Source organism: Geodermatophilus sp. SYSU D00697, from assembly GCF_054050175.1.
The window spans coordinates 13,082-30,495 of the sequence record NZ_JBJGYV010000047.1; the positions used below are offsets into that span (position 1 = coordinate 13,082).

The window sequence follows — 17,414 nt, forward strand, 5'->3', positions numbered from 1 at the left end:
GTCAGCCCAGCTGCGGGGCCACCTCGGCGGCCACGAGGTCCAGGTGGTCGAGGTCTGCGAGGTCGAGCACCTGCAGGTAGAAGCGCGTGGCGCCGGCCTCGGCGTAGCGCCCCAGCACGTCGACGACCTCCGCCGGGGTGCCGGCCGCACCGTGCTCGCGCAACTCGCCGACGTCCCGGCCGATCGCGGCGGCACGGCGGGCCAGCTCGGCCTCGTCCCGCCCGACGCAGAGCACCAGGGCGGAGCTGAAGACCATGGAGCCGGGGTCCCGCCCGGCCTCCTGGCAGGCCTCGCGGACCCCCGCGAACAGCTGCGCGTTGTCCTCGACCGGGGCGAAGGGCACGTTGAACTCCGCCGCGTACCGGGCCGCCAGCCGCGGGGTGCGCCGCCTGCCCCGGCCACCGACCAGGATCGGGACGCCGCCCTCCTGCACCGGCTTGGGCAACGCCGGTGAGTCGCTGAGCCGGTAGTGCCGGCCGGGGAAGTCGAACGTCTCCCCCGGCGGCGTCCCCCACAGGCCCGCGATCACGGCGAGCTGCTCCTCGTACCGGTCGAAGCGCTCCCCGAGCTCCGGGAACGGGATGCCGTAGGCGCGGTGCTCGGCCTCGAACCAGCCGGCGCCGATACCCAGCTCCACGCGGCCGCCGCTCATCTGGTCGACCTGCGCCACTGCGATGGCCAACGGGCCGGGCAGGCGGAACGTCGCCGCCGACATCAGCGTCCCGAGGCGGATCCGGCCGGTCTCGCGGGCCAGCCCGGCCAGGGTCACCCACGCGTCAGTGGGACCGGGCAGGCCGTCGCCGCCCATCGCGAGGTAGTGGTCGGAGCGGAAGAAGGCGTCGAAGCCGGTCTCCTCCGCCCGCCGGGCGACGGCCAGCAGGTCGTCGTAGGTGGCTCCCTGCTGCGGCTCGGTGAAGATGCGCAACTGCACGCGGCGACGCTATCGAGGCCCTCCGCCGGACGTCGTCCGGAGATCGCACTCGGGGTGTGCCCGTCGCGGCGAGCGGGCAGGATGGCCGCCGAGACGATCAACCCGGAGGTGCATCCCGTGTTCCGCAAGAAGACGCACGGCCAGATCATCGGCGAGGAGCTCCAGGAGGGTCTCGCCCACATCGGGACGGCGGTGGCGGAGGCCGGACGGGCGGCGGCGGAACAACTCGCACCGCGGGTCGAGGCGGCCCGCGAGGCGACCGGACCGGCGCTCGACGCCGCGAAGCTCGCCGTCGTGCCCAAGGTCGCCGCCGCCGTGGCCGCGGCCGCGCCGGCCGTCACCACCGCCCGCGAGGCCATCGCGCCCCGCGTCGAGGCCGCCCGCGACGCCCTGGGGCCGCGGTACGAGTCCGCCGTCCCGCACGTCACCTCGGCGGTGGCCGCCGCCCAGGCTGCGGCGACCAAGGCCGCGGCCGACCTCGGCCCGCGCGTCGAGGCCGCCCGCGAGGCGGCCCAGAAGACGCTCGAGAAGGACCTCGTCCCGAGGCTGACCGCCGCCCAGGCGGCCGCCCTCGCCTACGCCGCACCGAAGGTGCTCGCCGCGCGGGAGTCGGTCACCCCGGTGCTGGAGCACACCCGCGAGTCCATCACCGCGGGCCTGCACAACGCCCTCGAGCAGCTCGACGCCCGACGGGAGGAGCTCACCGCCACCACCGCCGAGGCCAGGAAGCGGGCGGCCAAGAGACGGCGCACCCTGGAGAGGAAGGCGGCGCGGACCACGACCAAGGCCAAGCGGGAGGTGGGCCTGGAGTCCGCGCCCCGCCGCTGGCCGTGGCTGCTGGCCGTGCTCGCGATCGGCGCAGCCGCCTTCGCCGTCCTCCGGCGGCGGAAGAACGACGACCTGTGGACCCCCGCCCCCACCGGCGACGGTCCCGTGCCCAGCTACCGGGAGGACCCTGTGCCCAGCTCACCCAGCAACTCCGGCAAGACCGTCTCCGACGCGCAGTTCGTCGCCGGCGACTCCGCCCCCAACGAGGCCGACATGGGGATGCGCGACGCGCAGCTCGTCGAGGGCGACGGGCCCGACACGGCCACGGCGCCGGAGGACACCACGCCCGAGCCGTTCTCCAGCCGCGGCGGTTCCGACCAGGGCCCGACCGCCGGGCCCGCCGACAAGCAGGTCTGACCCCTGCCCTCCCCGCCGCCCCCGTCGCTCCCGCGGCGGGGGCGGCGGTCGTTCGGAGTACCGTGGGCGATCATGAGCGAGACGGTGGCCCCGACCCCCTCCTCGGACTCCCCGATCGCGCCGTCCGGCCGCAAGCTGCTGCGCCTGGAGGTCCGCAACAGCCAGGTGCCGATCGAGCGCAAGCCCGAGTGGATCAAGACCCGGCTGAAGACCGGCCCCGAGTACACCGAGTTGAAGGCGCTGGTCCGCCGCGAGGGCCTGCACACCGTCTGCGAAGAGGCCGGCTGTCCCAACATCTACGAGTGCTGGGAGGACCGGGAGGCCACCTTCCTCATCGGTGGGGACCAGTGCACGCGGCGGTGCGACTTCTGCCAGATCGACACCGGCAAGCCCGCCGAGTTCGACGCCGACGAGCCGCGCCGGGTCGCCGAGAGCGTCGCCACCATGCAGCTGAAGTACGCGACGGTCACCGGCGTCGCCCGCGACGACCTGCCCGACGGCGGCGCCTGGCTCTACGCCGAGACCGTCCGGCAGATCCACGCCGCCGTCCCCGGCTGCGGTGTCGAGCTGCTCATCCCCGACTTCAACGCCGACCCCGGCCAGCTCGCCGAGGTCTTCTCCTCCCGGCCCGAGGTGCTCGCGCACAACGTCGAGACGGTGCCGCGCATCTTCAAGCGGATCCGGCCCGGGTTCCGCTTCGAGCGCTCGCTGTCGGTGCTCACCGCCGCCCGGGAGGCCGGGCTGGTCACCAAGTCCAACCTGATCCTCGGCATGGGCGAGGAACCCGACGAGGTCGTGGAGACCATGCGGGCCCTGCACGACGCCGGCTGCGACCTGCTGACGATCACCCAGTACCTGCGCCCCTCGCCGCGGCACCACCCGGTGGTCCGCTGGGTCAAGCCCGACGAGTTCGTGGCGTTCCAGCAGCAGGCCGAGGAGATCGGCTTCCCCGGGGTGCTCGCCGGCCCGCTGGTCCGCAGCTCCTACCGGGCCGGCCGCCTGTACCAGCAGGCCGTCGAGGCGCGGGGCCTGAGCCGCTCCGTCTGAGGGACGTCCCGGCCGGTTCCGCCGGAGCCGGCCGCGGCGCGCCCTATCCTCTGGGTATGGCACGCAGCAGGTCCACCGACTCCCCCGCCCCGACCGGCAAGGCCGGTCGCGGGCCGAGCGCCGCCCGGGGCCGGGGCGGGTCGACGGCCGCCTCCGCGGCGTCGGCCGGCTCGGCGCCGGCCACCAAGGGCCGCCGCGGCAAGCTGGGCAAGGACGGGCAGCCGAAGGTCGGGCGGCTGAAGAAGTTCAGCAACCAGGTCCGCATGATCAAGCAGGCCTACTCGCTGACCCGGAAGAACGACCCCAAGCTGCCCTGGGTGATGCTGATCACCTTCGTGGCGGTCGCCGCGGTCGTCGAGCTGATCGGCATCCTGCTGAGCTCGCCGTTCCTCTTCATCCCGCTGGCGGTCATCCTCGGCGCGCTGGCCGCGCTGATCGTCTTCGGCCGGCGCGCGCAGGGGTCGGCGTACCGGCAGGTCGAGGGCCAGCCGGGCGCGGCGGCCTGGGTCCTGGAGGGCATGCGCGGCGACTGGCAGGTCAGCTCGGGCGTCGCCGGCACCACGCAGCTGGACGCCGTCCACCGGGTGCTCGGTCGGCCCGGCGTGATCCTGGTCGGCGAGGGCGCGGCCTCCCGCGTGCGCCCGCTGCTGGCGCAGGAGAAGAAGAAGGTCGCGCGGATCGCCGGCGACGCCCCCATCTACGACATCCTCGTCGGGGACGAGGAGGGGCAGGTGCCGCTGCGCAAGCTCAGCGCGCACGTCATGAAGCTGCCCCGCAACCTCGACGGCGGCCAGCTCAACGCCCTGCGCAAGCGGCTGTCGGCCCTCGGCGGCCCCCGCATGCCGGTCCCCGGCGGCCCGCTGCCCGGCGGCCGGCAGATGTCGGTCAGCCAGCGCCAGGTCCGCCGGAGGTAGGACGACGACGTGACCAGGGCCCGTGCCGATCGGCACGGGCCCTCGTCGCGTGTGGGAGCCGGGACGGGCGCCCGGCCGCGCCGGGGATCGCCGGGCGGTCAGGCGCGGACGACGGCGGTGTCGGTCAGCCGGTCGTGCAGGCCGCGGCCGTCGGCGTCCACCACCAGGGCGGGCAGCAGCAGCATGAGCAGCGCCGTCCGGACGACGGCCCGCCACGCGGCGAGCCGCGCCCCCGCCCGCGGGTGGGCCAGGCGCAGCCCCAGCAGCCGCATGCCCGGCGTCTGCCCGAACAGCACGAGGGTCCCGACGGTGACCACCGCGAAGGACACCAGGCTCCAGTTGCCCGGCAGGTCCGGCGCGGTGAACAGCCCGGCGACCAGCGCCGCGGCGAGCGCGTCGACGACGAACGCGCCGGCCCGGCTGGTGAACGTGGCCAGCGAGCCGGGGCCCTCGGCGGGCAGCCCCAACGACGCGCCCCGGGGACGCTCCTGAGAGGGTGGCTGCACGTCCCTGACCATGACCGCCAGCGTAGGACCCGCGCGCAGCCGCCCACCGAGACCGGTCAGGGGCACCGCGGCGACACGCCCGGCCCGTTGTTACCGGTCTGAAACACCGGAGACACTGGCGGGCAACTCCCGGCTCGTAGCTTGCGGTTCGGCAATCCGCCCACTCCCGGAGGATCGATGTTCACCAGTCCCGACGAGGTCGCCGCCTACATCCGCGACAACGACGTCGAGTTCGTCGACGTCCGCTTCTGCGACCTGCCCGGCGTCATGCAGCACTTCACCATCCCGGCGTCGACGTTCGGCGAGGACACGTTCTCCGAGGGCCTCGGCTTCGACGGCTCCTCGATCCGCGGGTTCCAGGCGATCAACGAGTCGGACATGCTGCTGCTGCCCGACGCCCACAGCGCGTTCGTCGACCCGTTCCGCAAGCACAAGACGCTGAACGTCAACTTCTTCATCCACGACCCGATCACTCGGGAGGCCTACAGCCGCGACCCGCGCAACGTGGCGAAGAAGGCCGAGGCCTACCTGGCCAGCAGCGGCATCGCCGACACCGCCTACTTCGGCCCCGAGGCGGAGTTCTACGTCTTCGACTCGATCCGGCACTCCACCGGCATCAACGAGGGCTACTACCACATCGACTCGGTCGAGGGGTCGTGGAACTCCGGCGCCCTGACCGGCGAGAACGGCGGGCCCAACCTGGGCTACAAGACCCGCGCCAAGGGCGGCTACTTCCCGGTCGAGCCCTACGACCACTACAGCGACCTGCGCGCCGACATGATGCTCAACCTCACCAAGGCCGGTCTCGAGCTCGAGCGGGGTCACCACGAGGTCGGCACCGGCGGCCAGGCGGAGATCAACTACAAGTTCGACACCCTGCTGCGCGCGGCCGACAGCCTGATGCTGTTCAAGTACATCATCAAGAACACCGCGTGGCAGGCGGGCAAGACCGCGACGTTCATGCCCAAGCCGCTCTACGGCGACAACGGCTCGGGCATGCACTGTCACCAGAGCCTCTGGAAGGACGGCGAGCCGCTCTTCCACGCCGAGACCGGCTACGCGGGGCTCTCCGACACCGCCCGCCACTACATCGGTGGCCTGCTGGCCCACGCCCCGTCGCTGCTGGCCTTCACCAACCCGACGGTGAACAGCTACCACCGCCTGGTCCCCGGCTACGAGGCCCCGATCAACCTCGTCTACTCGGCCCGCAACCGCTCGGCCTGCTGCCGCATCCCGATCTCCGGTGACAGCCCCAAGGCCAAGCGCATCGAGTTCCGCGTGCCCGACCCGTCGGCCAACCCCTACCTCGCCTTCTCGGCGATGCTGATGGCCGGCCTCGACGGGATCAAGAACAAGATCGAGCCGCCGGCCCCGGTCGACAAGGACCTCTACGAGCTGCCGCCCGAGGAGGCCCTCGGCATCGAGAAGGTCCCCGCCTCGCTGGACGCCGTCCTGGACAACCTCGAGACCGACCACGAGTACCTGATCGACGGCGGGGTGTTCACGCCCGACCTGATCGAGACGTGGGTCGAGTACAAGCGGGAGAACGAGATCGACCCGATCCGTCTGCGCCCGCACCCGCACGAGTTCGCGATGTACTACGACATCTGATCCGGGACATCTGGGATCTCCGGGCCGCCGGCCTGCGGTCGACCCGCAGGCCGGCGGCCGGGGCCCGCACCCGAGTCCGCACGCGCAGCCGGTACCGCACGCCCGGCTGGGCCTGCGGACTCGGTGCTGTCCGGAGGGTGGGCCGCGCGGACGGTCAGCAGGGCGTGTCCGGTCATCTGCGGTGTGCCGGAACGCCGACCGCTCGCGCTCCGTTGGGTGTTGAAGGGAGCCTTCGTCCGCTCCCACTCCCTGCGTCGAAGAGAGACATGAGCCCTTATCACAGTCCCCAGGCCACGCACGCCCCGCTCGGTAAGGGGGTGCGTGGCCGGTGACCGAGGTGCTCTCCCTCCTCCTCGGGGTGCTCGTCGTGCTGGCGATCACGGTCGCCACCGGGTACTTCGTGGCCCAGGAGTTCGCCTACATGGCGGTCGACCGCTCCGCCCTGGCCGCACGCGCCGCCACGGGGGACGCCGCCGCGAAGCGCGCCCTGGCCGTCACCCGCCGCACCTCCTTCATGCTCTCCGGCGCCCAGCTGGGCATCACCGTCACCGGTCTGCTCGTCGGGTACGTCGCCGAACCGCTGATCGGAGAGTCCCTCGGCACGCTGCTCGGCGGCGTCGGCATCCCGACCGCGGTCGGCGTCGGCATCGGCGCGGTGCTGGCGCTGCTGTTCTCCACGATCGTGCAGATGCTCTTCGGCGAGCTGTTCCCGAAGAACCTGGCCATCGCCCGCCCGGAGCCGGTCGCCCGCTGGCTGGCCGCCTCCACCACCGTCTACCTGAAGGTGCTCGGCTGGCTCATCTGGGTGTTCGACCAGGCGTCGAACCTGCTGCTGCGCGCCCTGCGGATCGAGCCGGTGCACGACGTCGAGCACGCCGCGACCGCCCGCGACCTCGAGCACATCGTCGAGGAGTCCCGGGAGAGCGGGAACCTGCCCCCGGAGCTGTCGATGCTGGTCGACCGCATCCTCGACTTCCCGAACCGCGACGTCGAGCACGCGATGATCCCCCGGCCGCGGGTGGGGACCGTCGCCGGCACCGACACCCTGGGCCAACTGCGCGAGCTGATGGCGTCCGGGCACTCCCGTTACCCGGTGCTGGACGCCGCGACCGGTGACGTGGTCGGCGTGGTGCACCTGGCCGACCTGCTGGGCACCACCGAACCGGACACCGCACCGGTGACCGCCATCGCCCGCGAGTGCCTGGTCGTGTCGACGTTCACCTCGCTCCCCGACGCGCTCCGCCAGCTCGCCGACACCGCCAACCAGATGGCCTGCGTCATCGACGAGTACGGCGGCTTCGCCGGCGTCATCACACTGGAGGACCTCGCCGAGGAGCTGGTCGGTGAGATCACCGACGAGCACGACGCCGACGTGGACCCCGAGTACGTGCCCGTCGAGGGCGACGGCGTGTGGGAGATGGCCGGCGACGTGCACGTCGACGAGGTCGAGCGTGCCCTCGCCGTCGACCTGCCGCGCGGGCACTACGAGACGATCGCCGGCCTGGTCATCGCGGCCGCCGGGACCCTGCCCGAGCCCGGCACACGGTTGACCGTCGAGCTGCCCCCCGACCCCGGGGACCTGGTCCACGCCGACGAACCGGCTCCGCGGGAGGTGCAGGTCGAGGTGCTCGCCGTCGAGCGGCACGTGCCCTCGCGGGTGCGCCTGGAACTGCCCGGCCGGGCGGAGTCCCCCACCGCCACCGCCCCCACCGACACCGGCCACGCGACCGCGACCAGCGAGGAGAGCCCCCGATGAGCGACGACCCGTGGGTCGTGCTCGCCGCGACGGCGGTCATCGTCGCGCTGAGCGCGTTCTTCGTGGCGGTGGAGTTCGCCGCGCTGGCCGCCAAGCGGCACCGGCTGGAGGAGGCCGCCCCCACCAGCCGCTCGGCCCGGGCGGCGCTGCGCAACTCCTCCGAGCTGACGCTGCTGCTGGCCGGCTCGCAGCTGGGCATCACCGCGGCGACGCTCGCCCTCGGCGCGGTCAGCAAGCCGGCGGTGCACCACTGGCTCACCCCGCTGTTCGAGACGTGGGGGCTGCCACTGGTCGCCGCCGACGTCGCCGGCTTCGTCCTCGCCCTGCTCGTCGTCACGTTCATCCACCTGGTGGTCGGTGAGATGGCGCCCAAGTCGTGGGCGATCGCCCACCCCGAGCGCTCGGCAACCCTGCTCGCGGGGCCCATGCGGGCGTTCATGGCCGTCTTCCGGCCCCTGCTGCGGGCGCTCAACGCCGCAGCCAACGCCCTGGTGCGCAGGGTCGGCGTCGCACCGGCCGACGAGCTCGCCGTGGGGCACAGCCCGGACGCGCTGCGCCACCTGGTGGAGCACTCGGCCAACGTCGGCGCGCTGGACGCGAGCTTCTCCCAGCAGATCTCCGGCGCATTGGAGCTGGAGCAGATGACCGTCCGCGAGCTGGTCGTGCCGGGCGCGCCGCTGGCGTCGGTACCCGCGGACGCGCCCGTCGGCGCGGTCCGCGCGCTCACCCGGCGCACCGGGCACCTGCGCATCCTGCTCGGGACCCGTGCCCGGCTGACCGGCGTGGTCCACGTCCGCGACACCCTCACCGCAGCGCAGGACGCGCCCGTGGCGCCCTTCGCCCGGCCGGTCTTCGCCCTCGAGGCGGGCACCACCGTCCACGCCGCGCTCCGGGCGATGCGGGAGACCCGCAACCACCTGGCGGTCGTCACCGACGGCGGCTCGGTCCTCGGCGTGATCACCCTGTCGGACGTGCTGCGCCGGCTGTTCCCCCAGCCGACCGCCGCCGCCTGAGCGCCGACCGGCATGCTGCGACGCCGGGCGGGTAGCCAGATCGGCATGAGCACCGAGAAGAAGATCAGCAACAAGCTCGACGAGCTGGCCGGCAAGGGCAAGGAGGCCCTCGGCCGGGCCACCGACGACCCCGGCCTCGAGGCGGAGGGCAGGGGCGACCAGGCCCGGAGCAACCTCAAGCAGGCCGGCGAGAAGGTCAAGGACGCCTTCAAGTAGCCCGCACCGGCCGGCCCGCGACCGGCTCAGCCGAGCAGCGGACCCAGCCGGTCGGCGTACGGGGCGGCGAACGCGGCGCGGCCGGCGGCGACCGTCTCGTCCTCACCGGGGCCGGTCACCGCGATCGCCCCCACCAGCACGCCCGACGGTGCGCGGACGGGGACCGCCGCGCAGGAGACCCCCTCGTGCAACTGCCCCGCCTGCACCGCCGTCCCCCGCTCGCCGATCACCCGCAGCTCGGCCTCGAGCTCCGCCGGCCGGGTCACGGTGCGCGCGGTGAGCCGCAGCAGCCGCCGCGGCGGGACGACGTCGCGCCAGTCGGGCTGCTCGGCGAGGAGGAGCTTGCCGACGGCGGTGGCGTGCAGGTGACGCTCCACCTCCTCGGTCGAGCGGAGCGGGTGGTCGGGGTCGACGTCGGCACAGCGCAACACCGGCCCGGCGTAGAGGACCAGGTGGACGCCGAAGCGCACCTGCCGGCGGAGCTCACCGACGACCTCGCGCGCGGCCGTGGGCACCTGGGCCGGGGCCGCACCCCCGGCCAGCCCGGCGACCTTGCGCCCCAGGGCGAACCCGTGCAGGTCCGGCAGCCGGACCAGGTACTCCTCCCCCACCAGCAGGTTGAGCAGCCGGTAGGTGGTGGCAGGCGGCAGGCCGACGTCCTCGGCCACCTCCTTGGCCGTGACGCCGGCCCCAGCCCGCGCCACCGCCTCGAGGATGGCCAGCGCGCTCTGCACGGCCTTGGGCTGGCGACCGGTGAGGCCACGGTCGACGGCGGGGGTCACCGCAGCGGCCCGACACTGCCCGGCAGCACGCTGCTCGCCGTGGCCTGGTCGTAGACGCCGACCGCCCGCAGCCGCCCGGGGTGCCGCCGACGCAGCCACACCGCCCAGGCCAGCCCCGGGGCCATCGCGGCCAGGAAGACCACGACCACGGTCCGGCCGCCCGACCACGAGGCCCCGGCGATCGCGGCCACCAGCACCACCAGGCCGACGCCCCCGGCGACGAGGCCGCCGACCGCGGCCGGCCGGGTCAGCTCACCGATCCGGCGGAGGAAGGCCGGCATCGCCAGGCAGGCCAGCACGTAGGCGACCACGTAGCCGAACGCGGAGACGGTCAGCGACGTGGCGAGGACGGCCCGGGGCCCGCCGCCGGCGGCGAGCGCGACGACGGGCACGCCGACGACCGCCGGCAGGCCGACGGCCAGCGCCACGTGCGGGGTGTCGAACCGCGGGTGGGTGCGGCCGAGCGCGGGCGGCAGCACCCCCTCGCGGCCCATGGAGAACAGCACCCGCCCGAGCGCGTTGGTCGACCCGGTCACGCAGGCGAAGAAGGACGCGGCGATGCCCAGGTCGAGGACCCGCCGGAGCAGGCCCAGGCCCTCCCGGTCGGCGAGCTCGGCCACCGGCACGGGGCTGGTCAGCACGTCGAGCGGCGCGGCCCGCAACAGGACGACCTGCGCGGCGGCGGCCACGACGAACAGCACGCCGGCCACCGCGGGGGTCCACAGCACCGCCCGGGGGACGGCGACCAGCGGACGGCGGGCCTCGACGCCCAGGGTCGCCGCGCTCTCGAAGCCCATGAACGCGGTCACGCCGAGGACCACGCCGACCGCGACGCCGTCCCACTGCACGGGCGCGTCCACCAGCGCGGCGGCGCTGCCGGGTGCCCCACGGGGTGCCATCAGCAGGACGGCGAGCACGGCGAGCACCACGACGATGGAGAGCACCTCGAGGGCCAGGGCCAGCCGGGCCGAGAGCTGGATGCCGCGGACGGTGCACAGCGTGGCCAGCGCCCCGACCCCCGCGCCGAGGGCGGCCACCACCAGGGGCGTCGGCCGCACCCCCACGACACCGGCGAGGTAGATCGCCGTCCCCACCAGCGCGGACATCGCGACGGCGGCGTAGGCCACCAGCGAGGCCCAGCCGCCCACCAGGGCGCCGACCGGACCGAGGCCCTTGGCGGTGTAGCTGTACGTGCCGCCCACGGCCGCCATCCGCCGTCCGAACTGGCCGAGGCACCAGCCCACCAGCAGCACGAGGACCGTCGCTGCGACGAAGGCCGGGAGGGTCGCCGCGCCGGACTCGACCAGCACGATGGAGGGGACGACCACCATCGCCGCGGACGGCGCCAGCGCGGACACCGACTGGGCCAGGACCTCCAGGAAGCTCAGCCGTCGTCGGCGCAGCCCCGCGACCGGCGAGCGGGCGGGCAACCGGCCGGCCGGCCGTGCCCCGGTCCGCTCTGCCATGACGCTCCCGTCCCGCAGTGGAGTGCCAGGAGCGAGGGGACCTCGCTCTGCGCACTCCGCAGATCTCGACGGTGGGCGAGCGTAGCCAGGGGTCGTGCCCGCGAGGTCGGTCCCGAATGAGAAAAGTGTGATCGCCGTCTCGTTCGGGGTTACACGGACGTTTCCGCGAAGTTACGGCCGTGTGACCGCGCTGGCCGGGGCGGGCGACACAGTGGGCCGGTCGTCCCCCACCCCCGGAGGTCCGCATGGCCACCGTCTCCGACCCGCCCCCCGCCGCCGCCGGCACCGCCGCTCCGGCGGCCGCCGGCCACCGGCTGAGGGGGCGCCTCGGCCCGGCCGCGATCGTCTTCATGGTGGTGGCCGCGGCCGCCCCGCTGACGGTGATCGCCGGCTCGGTGCCCATCGGGATCGCGGCGGGGAACGGCCCGGGATACCCGGCGATGTACGTCGTCGCCGCCGTCGTCCTGATGTTCTTCGCCGTCGGGTTCACCGCGATGACCCGGCACGTGCCGAACGCCGGCGCGTTCTACTCCTACATCGGCACCGGGCTGGGCCGCGGCGCGGGCCTCGGCAGCGCCCTGGTCGCGCTGATCAGCTACGTCACCGTGCAGGGCGCCGTCTACGGCTACATCGGGTTCCTGCTCGACGACCTGGTGACCGGGTACGGCGGCCCGGACCTGCCGTGGTGGCTGTGGACCGCCGTCGTCCTCGCGGTCACCGGCGTGCTCGGCTACCGGCACATCGAGCTGTCCAGCAAGGTGCTCGGCATCCTGCTGGTGGCCGAGGTGGGCATCGTGCTGGTCCTGGACGCCGCCGTCGTCGGCCGGGGAGGCGGGGACGAGGGGCTGTCGACGGCGCTGCTGACCCCCGGCGACGTCCTCTCCGGCGCACCGGGCATCGGCCTGATGTTCGCCATCGCCGGGTTCATCGGTTTCGAGGCGACGGCGATCTTCCGCGACGAGGCCCGCGACCCCGAGCGCACCATCCCGCGGGCCACCTACGCCGCACTGACCATCATCGCGGTCTTCTACACCGTGTCCGCATGGGCCATCGTGAGTGCATGGGGCGACAGCCGCATCGTCGAGGAGTCCGCCGCGGACCCCGGCGGCATCGTGGTCGCGACCGCCCAGCGCTTCGTCGGGACGGCGGCCGCCGACGTGATGCAGGTGCTCTTCGTGACCAGCCTGTTCGCGGCGATCCTGGCCTTCCACAACGTGCTGGCCCGCTACTTCTTCTCCCTCGGCAACACCGGCGTGCTGCCCGGCGTGTGCGGCCGCAGCCACGCCCGCCACGCCTCCCCGCACGTCGCCTCGCTGGTGACCTCCGGCGTGGGCGCCCTGGTCATGGCGGTCTGCGTCATCGCCGGCCTGGACCCGGTCCTGGAGGTCTTCACCTGGCTGGCCGGCATCGCCAGCGTCGGGATCGTCGTCCTCATGCTGCTGGCCTGCCTGGCGGTGCTCGTGTTCTTCCGCCGCACGGGCGTGGACCGCCGTCCCTGGCAGACCCTCGTCGCGCCCGCGCTCGGCCTCCTCGGGCTCGCCGCGATCCTGGTCCTCCTCGTCGAGAACCTGCCGCTGCTCATGGGCGGCTCCACCGTCCTGGGCGTCGGCGCCGGTGTCCTGCTCGCCGTCGCACTGGCCGCGGGCTGGGCACTGGCCGCGGCCCGCCCGCGGGCGGCCCGCGACCTCACCGCCGCCTCCCCCGCCGACTCCGCACCGCAGATCTGAACCGCCGTCCGCCCCGATCGGAGAGTCATGACCCTCACCGCCCCGCCCACCACCGCCACCCACCCGCTGTCGCGCATGACCGCCGAGGAGATCACCGCGGCGAGCGAGATCGTCCGCGAGGCCGGCCTGGTGGGCGAGCAGACCAAGTTCGTCTACGTCGGCCTCGACGAGCCGCACAAGCGCGACGTCCTCGCGTGGCGGCCGGGGCAGCCGGTCGAGCGCCGACTGCGGGTCCTGCTGCTCGACCGCGCCACCGGGACCGGGCGCGACCTGACCGTCTCGGTGACCGGCCGGTCGGTCGTCCGGGACGTCGAGATCGACGGTGTCGCCGACGGCCAGGTGCCGATCCTCGACGCCGAGTTCGAGGCGATCGAGCCGATCCTGGCCACCGACGAGCGCTGGGTCGCCGCGATGGCCAAGCGCGGGCTGGACGTGGCCGAGGTGCGCGCCGTGCCGCTGTCGGCGGGCTCCTACTTCCCCGAGGAGTTCGGCCACCGGGTGGTCCGCGTCCTCGGCTTCCACCAGGCCGACGAGCGCGACCTGCCGTGGGCGCACCCGGTGGACGGCGTGGTCGCCTACGTCGACATCACCCGCGGCGTGACGACCGCGGTGCACGACCACCACGACCTCCCCGTGCCGGCCGAGCGCGGCGAGTGGGACGCCGAGGCGCACCGGTCCCCGGTCCGCGACCTCAAGCCGATCGAGATCACCCAGCCCGAGGGGCCGAGCTTCACCGTCGAGGACGACGTCGTGCGCTGGGCCGGCTGGGAGGTGCGGGTCGGCTTCGACGTCCGCGAGGGGCTCACCCTGCACCAGGTGTCGGTCGACGGCCGCTCGGTGGTCTACCGGGCGTCGATCTCGGAGATGGTGGTGCCCTACGCCGACCCCTCACCGGTGCGGTTCTGGCAGAACTACTTCGACACCGGCGAGTACCTCTTCGCCCGCTACACCAACGCGCTCGAGCTCGGCTGCGACTGCCTCGGCGAGATCCACTACTTCGACGCGACCATCGCCGACGAGGAGGGCGCGCCCCGGGTGCTGCGCAACGCCATCTGCCTCCACGAGGAGGACTACGGCGTCGGGTGGAAGCACACCGACCTGTTCAACGGCATGGCCGAGACCCGCCGCTCGCGCCGCCTGGTGATCAGCTTCTTCACCACGATCGGCAACTACGACTACGGCTTCTACTGGTACCTCTACCTGGACGGGACCATCCAGCTGGAGTCCAAGGCGACCGGCATCGTGTTCACCTCCTCCTACCGCGGCGACGAGCACCCCTACGCCACGGAGGTCGCCCCCGGCCTGGGCGCGCCGTTCCACCAGCACCTGTTCTCCGCGCGGCTGGACATGGCCGTCGACGGCGACCGCAACACGGTGCACGAGGTGGACGCCGTCCGGGTGCCGGTGAGCGACACCAACCCCTACGGCAACGCGTTCACCCGCCGGTCCACGCCGATCACGCGGGAGTCGGAGGGCACCCGGGTGGCCGACGGCACGGTCGGGCGGGTCTGGCACGTGCTCAACCCCGGGAAGACCAACCGCCTGGGTCAGCCGGTCGGGTACGCGCTGCACCCGGAGAACCTGCCGCTGATGCTGGCCGACGAGTCCTCCTCGATCCACCAGCGGGCCACCTTCGGCACCAAGAGCCTGTGGGTGACGCAGTACGACCCGGCCGAGCGCTACGCGGCCGGAGACTTCGTCAACCAGCACCCGGGCGCGGCGGGCCTGCCCGCCTTCGTCCAGGCCGACCGCCCGCTGGAGGGGCAGGACGTCGTCCTGTGGCACACCTTCGGCCTGACCCACTTCCCGCGCCCGGAGGACTGGCCGGTGATGCCGACCGACTACGCCGGCTTCACCCTCAAGCCGGTCGGCTTCTTCGACCGCAACCCCGCCCTGGGGACGCCGAGGTCGACCTCGGGTCACTGCGCGCACGAGTGAGCAGCTCGACCCGCCGTGATCATGGGGTTGTTGCCGGCCGGCGCGGCGTGTCGTCGCGTGTCACCGGCAACAACCCCATGATCGGCCGGGCGGACGACCGGGCGGACGACGGGCCGGTCGACCGGGTGCGGGCCGGGGCCGGCCCCGCCGGGCGGGGAGCGGCGCTGCTCGCCCTCGCCTCGGCCGCCGTGCACCTGACCGGGGTGAGCGCCGCGTCGCTGTCCTCGCTGGCGATGGCCGGGATGGCGCTGGCCTGCCTGCCCTGCGCCTGGCACCTGTGGCGGTCGCCGTCGTCCGCGGTGTGGGCCACGACCGTCGGCCTGGACCTCGGCATGCTCGCCGTCCACGCGCCCGCGGCGTCCGGGGGCGGCGGCCACGTGCACGGCGCCGCCGACCTCCCCGCGGTGGGGCTGTGGCTGGTCGGCGCGTCCCTCGTGCTCGGCCTGGCGGTCCTGCTCGCCCCCGCCGTCCGGGCCGCGGACCGCCGGCTGCCGTCGCCCGCCGATCGAGAGGAGACTCCCCGACCATGACCGCGACCGACGCCTACCGTGCCGCCCGTGACCAGCTGCTCGCCCTGCGCGGGGACCACGACCGGGCGGTGACCGAGTTCCGCTGGCCCGACCTGGGGGACCGGTTCAACTGGGCGGTGGACTGGTTCGACGCGGTCGCCCGGGGCAACGGGCGGCCGGCGCTGGTGCTCGCGGAGGACGACGGCTCCACCACCACGCGGACCTACGACGAGATGGCCCGCCGCTCCGACCAGGTCGCCGCCTGGCTCGCCGACCGGGGCGTGGGCCGCGGCGACCGGGTGCTGCTCATGCTCGGCAACCAGGTCGAGCTGTGGGAGTCGATGCTGGCGATCATGAAGCTGGGCGCGGTCATCATGCCGACCACCACCGCCCTCGGCCCCTCCGACCTCACCGACCGGGTGGGTCGCGGCGGTGCCCGGCACGTGCTGTGCAACGCCGCCGACACCGCCAAGTTCGACGGCGTGCCCGGCGACTACACCCGGCTCGGCGTCGGCCCGGCCGACGGGTGGGCCGACCTGCGCGAGGCCGAGGGCCGGGACGCCGGTCCCGCCGCCCACCCGGGCACCGCGCCCGGCGACCCGCTGCTCCTGTACTTCACCTCGGGCACGACCTCCCGGCCCAAGCTGGTCGAGCACACCCAGGTCTCCTACCCCGTCGGGCACCTGAGCACGATGTACTGGCTGGGGCTGCGGCCGGGCGACGTCCACCTCAACGTCTCCTCCCCCGGCTGGGCCAAGCACGCCTGGTCCTGCTTCTTCGCCCCGTGGATCGCCGAGGCCACCGTCTTCCTGCACAACTACCGGCGGCTGGAGCCGGGGACGCTGCTGGAGAGCATCCGCGCGCACGGGGTGACGTCGTTCTGCGCGCCGCCGACGGTGTGGCGGATGCTCATCAACGCCGACCTCTCCGGGGGCCCGGGCGCGCTGCGCGAGGTGATCGGCGCCGGGGAGCCGCTCAACCCGGAGGTCATCGAGCAGGTCCGTCGGGCGTGGGGGCTCACCATCCGCGACGGCTACGGCCAGACCGAGACCACCGCGCAGATCGGCAACACCCCCGACTCGGCCGTCAAGCCCGGCTCGATGGGCCGGCCGCTGCCCGGCGTGCCGGTGGCGCTGGTGGACCCGCTGACCGGCCGCCCCGTCGAGGGGCCGGGCGAGGGCGAGATCTGCCTGGACCTCGCGCGGTCGCCGCTGCCGCTGATGACCGGCTACCAGGGCGACCCCGACCGCAACGCGGAGGCGATGGCCGGCGGCTACTACCACACCGGGGACATCGCCGGCCGGGACGCCGACGGGTACATCACCTACGTCGGCCGCACCGACGACGTGTTCAAGGCCAGCGACTACAAGATCAGCCCGTTCGAGCTGGAGTCGGTCCTCATCGAGCACCCCGCGGTGGCCGAGGCCGCCGTCGTGCCGGCGCCCGACGCGGTGCGGCTGGCCGTGCCGAAGGCCTACGTCGCCCTCGCACCCGGGCACGAGCCGACCGCGGAGACGGCGCAGGCGATCCTGCGGTACGCCCGCGAACACCTCGCCCCGTTCCAGCGGGTGCGCCGCATCGAGTTCGCCGACCTGCCCAAGACCATCTCGGGCAAGATCCGCCGGGTCGAGCTGCGCGGGCGGGAGCAGGAACTGGCCAGCGTCGAGGGTCCCCGCCCGGGCGAGTGGCGCGACGACCAGTTCCCGGGGCTGCGCGGCTGAGGCGCGGGACGGCGCGGGCTGTCCGGTGGGCCGCGCTCGTCCTCCCGCACCGTGGCGTGTCCTCCCCCACCGTCTGCCGTGGGGGAGGACAC

The 17,414-nt window shown here is 74.0% G+C and carries 15 protein-coding genes; 11 read left to right on the forward strand and 4 right to left on the reverse strand.

Annotated features, from left to right (window positions below; genetic code table 11):
- Nucleotide 1: 1 nt before the first annotated feature.
- The gene (locus ACI79C_RS24105) at nt 2–931 is read right to left on the reverse strand and encodes an LLM class F420-dependent oxidoreductase (RefSeq protein WP_456948232.1); all 930 of its coding nucleotides are present in this window, start codon (nt 929–931) and stop codon (nt 2–4) included.
- Nucleotides 932–1,012: 81 nt separating this feature from the next.
- Here ACI79C_RS24105 and ACI79C_RS24110 point away from each other — a divergent pair, with 81 nt between their 5' ends.
- The 3 genes from ACI79C_RS24110 (at nt 1,013) to ACI79C_RS24120 (ending at nt 4,077) form a co-directional block, all read left to right on the forward strand.
- A complete protein-coding gene (locus tag ACI79C_RS24110; protein WP_456948233.1) occupies nt 1,013–2,116 on the forward strand; it encodes a hypothetical protein in 1,104 nt (367 codons plus the stop codon).
- A gap of 72 nt (nt 2,117–2,188) precedes the next feature.
- A complete protein-coding gene (gene lipA / locus ACI79C_RS24115) occupies nt 2,189–3,163 on the forward strand; it encodes a lipoyl synthase (protein ID WP_456948234.1) in 975 nt (324 codons plus the stop codon).
- A gap of 56 nt (nt 3,164–3,219) precedes the next feature.
- Nucleotides 3,220–4,077, forward strand: coding sequence for a DUF4191 domain-containing protein (locus ACI79C_RS24120; protein ID WP_456948235.1), 858 nt, complete (start codon nt 3,220–3,222; stop codon nt 4,075–4,077).
- 98 nt (nt 4,078–4,175) lie between these two features.
- Here the strand turns inward: ACI79C_RS24120 and ACI79C_RS24125 are convergent, their stop codons facing one another.
- Nucleotides 4,176–4,595 carry an RDD family protein gene (locus tag ACI79C_RS24125; RefSeq protein ID WP_456948236.1) on the reverse strand — a complete coding sequence of 140 codons (420 nt, stop codon included), beginning with the start codon at nt 4,593–4,595 and terminating at the stop codon, nt 4,176–4,178.
- A 165-nt stretch (nt 4,596–4,760) separates the two neighbouring features.
- On the opposite strand from ACI79C_RS24125, the gene glnA reads away from it, so the two are divergent.
- The 4 genes from glnA (at nt 4,761) to ACI79C_RS24145 (ending at nt 9,179) form a co-directional block, all read left to right on the forward strand.
- On the forward strand, nt 4,761–6,194 hold the full coding sequence (gene glnA / locus ACI79C_RS24130) for a type I glutamate--ammonia ligase (protein ID WP_456948237.1): 1,434 nt from the start codon (nt 4,761–4,763) through the stop codon (nt 6,192–6,194).
- Between the two features lie 328 nt (nt 6,195–6,522).
- Nucleotides 6,523–7,950, forward strand: coding sequence for a hemolysin family protein (locus ACI79C_RS24135; protein ID WP_456948238.1), 1,428 nt, complete (start codon nt 6,523–6,525; stop codon nt 7,948–7,950).
- Nucleotides 7,947–8,963, forward strand: a complete 1,017-nt coding sequence (locus ACI79C_RS24140; RefSeq protein ID WP_456948239.1) for a hemolysin family protein — start codon at nt 7,947–7,949, stop codon at nt 8,961–8,963. Before ACI79C_RS24135 ends, ACI79C_RS24140 begins: the two co-directional genes overlap by 4 nt.
- Before the next feature lie 45 nt (nt 8,964–9,008).
- Entirely contained in the window at nt 9,009–9,179 is a 171-nt protein-coding gene (locus ACI79C_RS24145) for a CsbD family protein (protein ID WP_456948240.1), read from the forward strand.
- A gap of 26 nt (nt 9,180–9,205) precedes the next feature.
- Here ACI79C_RS24145 and ACI79C_RS24150 read toward each other — a convergent pair whose 3' ends face one another.
- Together ACI79C_RS24150 and ACI79C_RS24155 are read right to left on the reverse strand one after the other, a co-directional pair.
- Nucleotides 9,206–9,961, reverse strand: a complete 756-nt coding sequence (locus ACI79C_RS24150) for an IclR family transcriptional regulator (protein WP_456948241.1) — start codon at nt 9,959–9,961, stop codon at nt 9,206–9,208.
- Complete coding sequence (locus tag ACI79C_RS24155; RefSeq protein WP_456948242.1) at nt 9,958–11,427, reverse strand: APC family permease; 1,470 nt, start codon at nt 11,425–11,427, stop codon at nt 9,958–9,960. Before ACI79C_RS24155 ends, ACI79C_RS24150 begins: the two co-directional genes overlap by 4 nt.
- A gap of 245 nt (nt 11,428–11,672) precedes the next feature.
- On the opposite strand from ACI79C_RS24155, the gene ACI79C_RS24160 reads away from it, so the two are divergent.
- The 4 genes from ACI79C_RS24160 to ACI79C_RS24175 are packed head-to-tail and all read left to right on the forward strand — an operon-like array spanning nt 11,673 to nt 17,322.
- On the forward strand, nt 11,673–13,154 hold the full coding sequence (locus tag ACI79C_RS24160; protein WP_456948243.1) for an APC family permease: 1,482 nt from the start codon (nt 11,673–11,675) through the stop codon (nt 13,152–13,154).
- Nucleotides 13,155–13,181: 27 nt separating this feature from the next.
- Nucleotides 13,182–15,092: a primary-amine oxidase gene (locus ACI79C_RS24165; RefSeq protein ID WP_456948244.1), complete on the forward strand. Its 1,911-nt coding sequence runs from the start codon at nt 13,182–13,184 to the stop codon at nt 15,090–15,092.
- Nucleotides 15,093–15,139: 47 nt separating this feature from the next.
- Entirely contained in the window at nt 15,140–15,622 is a 483-nt protein-coding gene (locus ACI79C_RS24170) for a hypothetical protein (protein ID WP_456948245.1), read from the forward strand.
- Complete coding sequence (locus ACI79C_RS24175) at nt 15,619–17,322, forward strand: AMP-binding protein (RefSeq protein WP_456948246.1); 1,704 nt, start codon at nt 15,619–15,621, stop codon at nt 17,320–17,322. The genes ACI79C_RS24170 and ACI79C_RS24175 overlap by 4 nt, the downstream gene beginning before the upstream one ends.
- Nucleotides 17,323–17,414: the final 92 nt, after the last annotated feature.